Consider the following 8,465-nt stretch of genomic DNA (forward strand, 5'->3'; position numbering starts at 1 on the left):
CATTAAACCTGCTATAGTTCCTAGCATTGTACAAGCTCATATGTACCACGATGCAAAAAATCGATTCTCCAGACATGGAGTAAACACAAGGGGGTTTATTCAATGGGCAAACTAAAGTTAAGTAAAGGCATCCTTAAGCGGAAATTTTCAGGCGTAAGGCACTAAGGAAACGCCTGACAATAAGGGACATCGTCGAAATATTCTTAGCCTCAATTATCGTGAAATTAGCATTGGGTATGCATTCAAGGATGCGCCTCAGGACGAATAGTACTAAACACTGATGTGAAACCTCGTCTGGGCAGGCTGTTGGGGGTAGCGCAACGGGTGTAATGTTAGAGGTTGTTTGAAAAGTAGGTTGGGCAGTAAAAAAGCTCTCAAGGTGTAAGCTGCAAATACGTAGTACAGCAGCGTTGAGAGCCATGAGTAAATCATACTCCAGTAACCTTACCCAAGAGCAGTTTGAACTGATTAGTGGGTTAATTCCAGCTGCAAAACCAAGCGGCCGCAAACGTTGTGTGGAAATATTTTCGGTTCTCAACGCGATTTTTTATGTTTTGTGTGAAGGTTGTCGATGGCGATGCCTTCGGCAACCCGAAGCGGGAACGCTACCAGGTGATTTTCCAAACTGGCAAACAGTTTATACTTATTTTCGGAACTGGCGCAAAGATGGAACTTGGGTGAGAATTCATGAGCATTTGCGTCAATGGGTGAGAGTGGATAATAATCGACAACCAAGTCCCTCACAAGCGATTATAGACAGTCAAAGTGTCAAAAGTGCGGCATTAGTAAGTCAAGCAGTTGGCTATGATGCGGGTAAAAAAGTCAAAGGACGCAAACGTTTTTTAATAGTGAATACCTTGGGATTAGTACTGAGGGTGTTGGTCACTGCTGCTAGTACGGGTGAGCGTCAAGGAGGTAAACAAGTACTCAAAAAGGTCAAACAGATAGGAACTGCCGTGTCCCGTCTAAATCAGATCTGGGTCGATAGTGGCTTTGACGGTGTATCATTTGATGCAGTGTGTGATGGACTTTTGCCGTTGGATTATACAAGTAGTCATCCGACCCACCCAGAGAACATAAGGGGTTTATTTTGCTACCTAAACGTTCGCTTGTGGAGCGAACTTTTGGTTGGCTTGTTTGGTCTCGGCGATTGAACAAAGATTATGACCTACTCCCTGAAACTGCAAAGACATTTATTTACCTTGCAATCATCCGAATTATGATCACAAGATTGGCATAAAATTTACCATCTCATAACTTTTTAAACAACCTCTTAAACTTAGATGCCAGGTGCGTTTGCTCTAGTTTATTCACTTGATTCAGCAGTGCCAAATTGCTAATATCCTGTGTTGTGCATAAGTTGATTTTCCTGACACTTCTACTCAAGATTGAGGCTCCAACCTAAATTTTCTTTTTTATAGGAGAGTGCAATGTCTTTTAAAACTGCGCCAAACTGGTTACAAGGTCTAAGAGTTGCCATTTTCAGTGCAGTTACCTTATATGCAAATATTTCAGTTGCCCAAATCACCCCAGACAGCACTCTGCCAAATAATTCCAATGTGAAATTAAAGGGTAATACGAGAATAATTGAAGGTGGAACCACACGAGGTGCTAATCTGTTCCACAGCTTTGAGGAGTTCTCTGTTCTCAATGGCTCAACAGCTTTGTTTAATAATACTCTGGATATTCAAAATATTATTAGTCGAGTCACAGGTAAGTCTATCTCTAACATTGATGGTTTAATCAAATCTAACGGCACAGCCAATGTGTTTCTGATTAATCCCAATGGGATTATTTTTGGTAAAAATGCTAGTTTGAATATCGGCGGTTCGTTTGTTGGCGCAACTGCCAATGCCATAGGATTTGGCAATCTAGGATTTTTCAGTGCCTCGAATCCAGAAGGTCCTTCAGCGTTGTTAACAGTAAATCCAAATGCCTTATTATTTAATCAAATTGCAGCTGCACCGATTCAAAATAGTTCGACTGCACGAGTAAGATCTACTCCTGGTGACAAGGATGCATTGGGTCTACGTGTCCCAGATGGTCGAAGTTTGCTGTTAGTAGGTGGCAATGTGAACATGGATGGTGGAAAATTGAATGCTTTTGGTGGAAGTATCGAGTTAGGTGGGTTAGCTAGTGCTGGTACAGTTGGGTTGAATGACGATGGTAATAATATTCGTTTGAGTTTTCCCAATAGTGTAGAAAGAAGCGATATTTTCCTTAGCAATGGCGCGCAAGTAAATGTATTTGCTGGCGATGGTGGTAGTATCACAGTTAATGCCCGAAATTTAGAAATGACAGGAGAGAGTTTCCTGGGTGCAGGCATAGACAGTGGACTAGGTTCTAATAATAGTCAGGCGGGAAATATTTCGATTAATGCTACTGGAGCAATAAACCTTAACAATAAAAGTGAGATTCTTAGTCAAGTGGGAGCAGAAGCAAATGGACAGGGAGGCGATATCAGTATCAATGCTAGTACCTTGCGGCTTGAGAGTGGGGCACGAGTAACTACTAGAACATATAGTGCGAACAACGGGGGAAATATAAGCATTGATGCGCAAGATGTGCAACTGATTGGTACGAGCGCTGACGATGGGACACTTAGTGGCTTGTTTGCACAAACAAACTCAAACTCAACAGGAGATGCGGGTAATTTGACGGTCACAACCAATACCTTGCTAGTGCGAGATGGAGCACGGGTAAATACTAGTACTATCAGTGTGGGTAACGGGGGAATTTTAAGCGTTGATGCCCAAGATATACAACTAATTGGTACAAGTGCTAATGGGAAGTTTCCTAGTGGGTTGTCTACTTCTGCACGGGAAAACTCAACAGGAAATGCGGGTGATTTGAAGGTCAAAACCAATACCTTGTTCATTGGAGACGGGGCACGGATAAATACTGGCACTTTCGGTGCGGGCAAGGGGGGAAATTTGAGCGTTGATGCTCAAGATGTGCAACTGATTGGTACAAGCGCTAATGGTCGGTTTAGTAGTGGCTTGTTTGCACAAGCAAACTTAAGCTCAACAGGAGATGCGGGTGATTTGAAGGTCACAACCAATACCTTGCTAGTGCGAGATGGGGCACAAGTAAATACTGGCACTTTCCGTGCGGGCAAGAAGGGGGGAAATTTGAGCGTTGATGCTCAAGATGTGCAACTGATTGGTACAAGCGCTAATGGTCGGTTTAGTAGTGGCTTGTTTGCACGAGCAAACCCAAACTCAACAGGAGATGCAGGTAATTTGACAGTCACAACCAATACCTTGCTAGTGCGAGATGGGGCACAAGTAAATACTGGCACTTCCGGTGCGGGTAATGGGGGAATTTTGAGCGTTGATGCTCAAGATGTGCAACTGATTGGTACAAGCGCTAATGGTCGGTTTAGTAGTGGCTTGTTTGCGCGAGCAAGCCTAGACTCAACAGGAGATGCGGGTGATTTGACAGTCAAAACCAATACCTTGCTAGTGCGAGATGGGGCTAGAGTAACTGTGCAGAGTTCCACAACAGGAACCGCAGGCAGCATGACATTAAATGCACGCTCTATCCGTTTAAACAACAACGCCTCACTCATTGCCAATACACGCAGCCCCAAAGTTGACCGGGATAGAGAACAGGCGACAATTAACATTATTAACTCACAAGATTTAATCATGACAGGCAATAGCAACATCACAACCGACGCCGCAGGAAAAAACGTTATTGGCGGCAACATCAATATTAATGCTGATGTCTTGGCTGGCTCTGAAAATAGCAACATCACCGCTAAATCTGCTAACTTTCGTGGTGGGAATATCAGAATCATTACTAAAGGTATCTTTGGTATTCAGTTCCGGCATGTAGATTCCCCAAACACAAGTGATATCACCGCCACAGGGCGAACTCGCGAGTTGAGCGGTAATGTAGAAATCATTAGACCTGATATAAACCCCACTAGCAGCTTAATCGAACTCCCCACTAATCTTGTTGATGTCTCTGGGCAAATTTCCACCGTCTGCACTCCCGGAAGTCGGCAATTTCAGAGTTCTTTTGTGTCAACAGGACGCGGTGGACTACCGATGAGTCCCACTGAACCATTACAAGATACAAGTACTCTCTCAGCGTGGGTGAGATTAAGACCAAAACCCGCAACAAAAGCTAAAACAACAATTTCGCCACAACCAATAGCAGTCTCAAATAGTACTAAAGTTGCTACGGTGCTGACAATTGTCGAAGCTACTGGTTGGGTAGTTGACAGCAATGGGAATATAGAACTTGTGGCACAAGCACCTAATGTCACTCCTGAGAGTTCTCGGCAAACTCCTGCTTCTTGTGCTGCATCACAGTAAGGTGTGAAATATGCATTCATTTGGGCTGACTAAGCGACTCATGAGATTTGCGGTAAACTATGTAGTCTTATTTACCCTTGCTTTTTTCCTAACTATTATCCCCAGGACATTTGCCAAACAACCGCAGACAAATTCACCTGCCGGAACATACACGCAAACTACCAAACCTTCAACTACAACATCACAGGAACTTGTCTCTCAAGGAGAAGCGCTTTATCAATCTGGACGCTTTGCTGAAGCTGTAACTGTTCTACAACAAGCTGTCCGTATCTATCAACTCCAAGGCGACAACCTTGCACAAGCCGCAGCACTAACTAACCTTTCTCTAGTGTTTGAGCAACTCGGCTCATGGAAAGAAGCGTCAAAAGCTATTAATAGTAGCTTAAATCTACTGGGCTGGGACAATACAAATCAAAAGTTGAATGTCAACAATCCCAAGTCAGAATTGCTAGAAGTTCTCGCACAAACTTTAGAGATTCAAAGTGGACTGCAACTGTCACAGGGACAGGCAGATATATCTTTGAAAACATCACAGCAAGCAGAGCAAATCTGGAAGCGCTTAGGTAAACAATACAATATGGGAGTGACGCGCAGCCGTATCAATCAAGCACAAGCTTTACGAGTTTCTGGGTTTTACCGCCGTAGCTTAGACATATTCAATGAAGTCTCCCAACAGTTACAAACTCAACCTGACTCACTTGAAAAAGTCACTGCTTTGCGCTCTCTTGGTAATGTCCATCGACAATTAGGTGATTTAGAACAATCCTGGAAAAATTTAAAACACAGTTTAGAAATTGCCCAACGTCTGCAATTACCTTTAGAGATTAGCCTAACAGAATTTTCTCTTGGTAATACTGTTAGAGACTTAGGTAACATAAAAGACGCTATAGTCGATTATGAAAATGCGGCTTTAATTGCGCCAAACCCACTCACCAAAGTTCAAGCTCAAATCAATCAACTCAGCTTGCTTGTCGAGAATGAACAAGTAGCACAAGCAAAAACAATAATACCCACAATCCAATCTCAACTCGCAACTCTGCCTACCACTCAAGCTGGTATCTACGCACGGATCAATTTTGCTCGCACCATAAATAAAATTGTTAATAAAAAAGATATTGCAGAGATTCTCGCAAACAGCGTTCAACAAGCCAAAACTATAGGTGATGAACGCACTCAATCTTATGCTCTAGGCAGTTTAGCAGAAGTCTACGAACAAAATAATCAATGGCAAGATGCACAGAAATTGACGCAGCAAGCATTGTTTATCGCTCAAAAAATCGATGCTTCAGATATAGCTTATCGTTGGGAGTGGCAGTTGGGACGTCTGTTCAAAGCACAAGGAAATATTGAGGGAGCGATCGCTGTTTATGATACCGCAGTTACAACTCTTCAGTCTCTGCGTACTGATTTAGTTACGGTAAATCGAGAAGTGCAGTTTAATTTTCGTGATAGCGTAGAACCTATCTATCGCCAGTCAGTAGAACTGCTTCTGCAACAGAAAGGACAAGGAAAACCCGATTTAGATAAAGTGCGCCAGCGAATAGAAGCTTTGCAACTAGCAGAACTAGATAATTTTTTCCGAGAAGCTTGCTTGAGTAACCAATTTGTGATGCTGGACAAAGTGGTAGACCGCGATCGCCCTAGTACTGCTATTTTTTACCCGATTATCTTAGATAACCAGTTAGAAGTTATCCTCAAACTTCCCAATCAACCTTTGTTACATAAAACTTCTGTGGTGAACCATCAGCAAGTAGAGCGCGTTATCACAGAAATGCGAGAGACGATAGTCCAACCCGATGCTAATAATAAATTTCAAGTGGTTTCCCAGCAGCTTTATGATTGGTTAATTAAACCAGTTGCAGCTGAACTCAAAAATAGTAGAGTTAATACTCTAGTCTTTATCCCAGATGGCTCATTACGAAACATTCCAATGTCTGCATTGTATGATGGCAAAGAGTATTTAGTCCAGAAGTACGCTATAGCCATTAGTCCGGGATTGCAACTATTTACTCCTAAACCTCTAGCACAGAAAAGATTAAATGCTCTTGCTGGAGGACTCTCGCAACCACCCAAGAACGAAAAGTTTACACCGCTTCCCAATGTCAAGGTTGAACTGAACTTGATTCAGCAATCGGGTATATCGACAACGATATTATTGGATGAAAATTTCAAAAGTACAACTTTAGAAAAAACGATTAATACTCAACCTTTTAGAGTTGTTCACCTGGCAACTCACGGACAATTTAGCTCTAAAGCAAAAGACACTTTTATCTTAGCAGCCGATAAACGCATCTACGTAAATGAATTAGATAGCTTGCTCAAGAGTAGAGAGCAAAAACGAACAGAGCCACTGGGATTACTTGTTCTGAGTGCTTGCGAAACAGCACAAGGAGATAACCGTGCTGCATTGGGATTAGCAGGAGTTGCCCTGCGTGCTGGAGCGCGGAGTACTCTAGCGTCTCTATGGCAAATTGGGGATGAATCCACTGCTTTGTTTGTTAGTGAATTCTATCATCAGTTAACAATTAGTAAAACTACGGCAGAAGCTTTACGCTCAGCTCAATTAAAGCTACTATCTAGTTCCCAATATACTCGTCCTCTCTATTGGGCAACTTACGTATTAGTTGGTAATTGGTTGTAAACAAACAGTTATTTTACCAGAGGAGCCGTAGAAACATTATCTAAATTGACAGACCTCAATAGACTTTGCCAATCTTCAGCAACAGATGCATCATGAGGATTTTTTTGGCGCAGTTGTGCCAGCATAGTCAGAGAATCAAACCAAATACCTTCTTGTGCATAGATTGCAACTTTTTGTTGCGGATTGACTGCTGTTTGCAACTGCTGCATCATCCGAGAATCTAAATTGACTCTTTGAATGTCTCCTTCTACATAAATAGGAACACTTGCTGTTTGTTGTTGATTGCAAGGGACTTTTAAATACCAGTGATATGTTTTCCAGACTTGCAAGGATGTATTTGATGGGAGAGAAACACCGATGATACCAGGCTTTTGAGGTAGTGCGATCGCATTCCTATAAATATCGTTTTGTGCACTATCTTGTAAGATAAATTCAGCACTAGCTGTTAATTCTTGAGTGTAAGGAACATAAAACCAAAAGGTTGGTCGTTCAGAGGTAGTTAGTCCGCCCACAATCCTTAAAATTGGTTTGTCTGTTTTACTAAGCTTTTGTTCCTCTCGCAACGGTACTAAAGCAGTGAGTGCAGTTGTCACCGCAGGACAGTTATCCCGGCTACCCATTCCAGTTCTACGCCCAGAGATCGGACTTAACTGAGCAGGTGTTTTTGGCAAAACAAAAACTGGTCGAGAGTTACGCCCTTGAGATGAAGTGTTACCTTTGGTTGGTTGTACAGGCTGCTTAGTCATTGCTGGTTGTTTAGTTTGGGCTGTTACCTTTGCTGGATAATAGGTAAGGCTGCTCAAAATTAGAACAATTGTTAGCATACATTTCATATTTCTCGATGCTACCAGTACAAAAGTATAGATATCCCTAGACATTTCACCTTCCTATTAAAAAGGAGATTTGGAATCCCCTATTATGTATAGCTATCAGCACAATCGACTTACGTTATGCACAAGCTTTGGATATTAAGAAATTTGGCGTTGCTGATTGCAGTATGAATTAAGGAGAAACAGGAATAGAACGTACTTTAAATAATGAAGTGATAATCGGATAGAATATCTCAGCATTTATACTGAGTTAGAATAACACAGTGTTTTGCGATAGCGAAGCGGTAGCGACGTTAGCAGCGTCTGTAATCGTGCTAAATAATGTCTAATACCATTTCACGAAAAGCCTGATACAAATAAAGCCTCAAGAATAAAATCCCAACCAGTAATATACAGCATATTTGAGGTTTATGAGGTACAGTAGCAGCAATTAGTAAACCAATTTTTTAGATGTTTTGGATCAACTAGTTTCAGCGCAATTTTAATTAAACCATCAACGACAGATGAACTCTTGGGAGAAAATTGTTTCAGAAAAGCTTTTAATTGTGACCACCAATGTTCAATTGGATTGAATTCAGGAGAATAAGGAGATAGATAAAGAATACTTGCTCCCACTCCTTCAATCAAAAGCTTAATCTCTTCGACTTTATGAGCAGGTAGATTATCCAT

The 8,465-nt window shown here is 41.9% G+C and carries 4 protein-coding genes and 1 pseudogene; 3 read left to right on the forward strand and 2 right to left on the reverse strand.

Going from position 1 to position 8,465, the window contains the following annotated elements; translation table 11 throughout:
• Positions 1-419: 419 nt before the first annotated feature.
• The 3 genes and pseudogenes from FCR06_RS31590 (at position 420) to FCR06_RS31600 (ending at position 6,966) form a co-directional block, all read left to right on the forward strand.
• A pseudogene (locus FCR06_RS31590) lies at positions 420-1,240 on the forward strand (IS5 family transposase).
• 190 nt (positions 1,241-1,430) lie between these two features.
• Positions 1,431-4,325, forward strand: coding sequence for a filamentous hemagglutinin N-terminal domain-containing protein (locus FCR06_RS31595; RefSeq protein ID WP_138506817.1), 2,895 nt, complete (start codon positions 1,431-1,433; stop codon positions 4,323-4,325).
• A gap of 10 nt (positions 4,326-4,335) precedes the next feature.
• A complete protein-coding gene (locus tag FCR06_RS31600) occupies positions 4,336-6,966 on the forward strand; it encodes a CHAT domain-containing protein (RefSeq protein ID WP_138506819.1) in 2,631 nt (876 codons plus the stop codon).
• An 8-nt stretch (positions 6,967-6,974) separates the two neighbouring features.
• Here FCR06_RS31600 and FCR06_RS31605 read toward each other — a convergent pair whose 3' ends face one another.
• Both FCR06_RS31605 and FCR06_RS31610 read right to left on the reverse strand, forming a co-directional pair.
• On the reverse strand, positions 6,975-7,790 hold the full coding sequence (locus FCR06_RS31605; RefSeq protein WP_223280389.1) for a DUF928 domain-containing protein: 816 nt from the start codon (positions 7,788-7,790) through the stop codon (positions 6,975-6,977).
• A gap of 414 nt (positions 7,791-8,204) precedes the next feature.
• Positions 8,205-8,465: transposase (locus tag FCR06_RS31610; RefSeq protein ID WP_189523664.1), on the reverse strand; the 261-nt coding region annotated here is incomplete at its 5' end.

It is taken from the genome of Nostoc sp. PA-18-2419 (assembly GCF_005869855.1).
In the GTDB taxonomy this organism is placed as follows: Bacteria; Cyanobacteriota; Cyanobacteriia; order Cyanobacteriales; family Nostocaceae; genus Nostoc.

Excerpts from the sequence above, each read along its gene's own strand:
- FCR06_RS31595 (WP_138506817.1), top strand. The coding sequence starts at position 1,431 with ATGTCTTTTAAAACTGCGCCAAACTGGTTACAAGGTCTAAGAGTTGCC.
- FCR06_RS31600 (WP_138506819.1), top strand. The coding sequence starts at position 4,336 with ATGCATTCATTTGGGCTGACTAAGCGACTCATGAGATTTGCGGTAAAC.
- FCR06_RS31605 (WP_223280389.1), bottom strand. The coding sequence starts at position 7,790 with ATGCTAACAATTGTTCTAATTTTGAGCAGCCTTACCTATTATCCAGCA.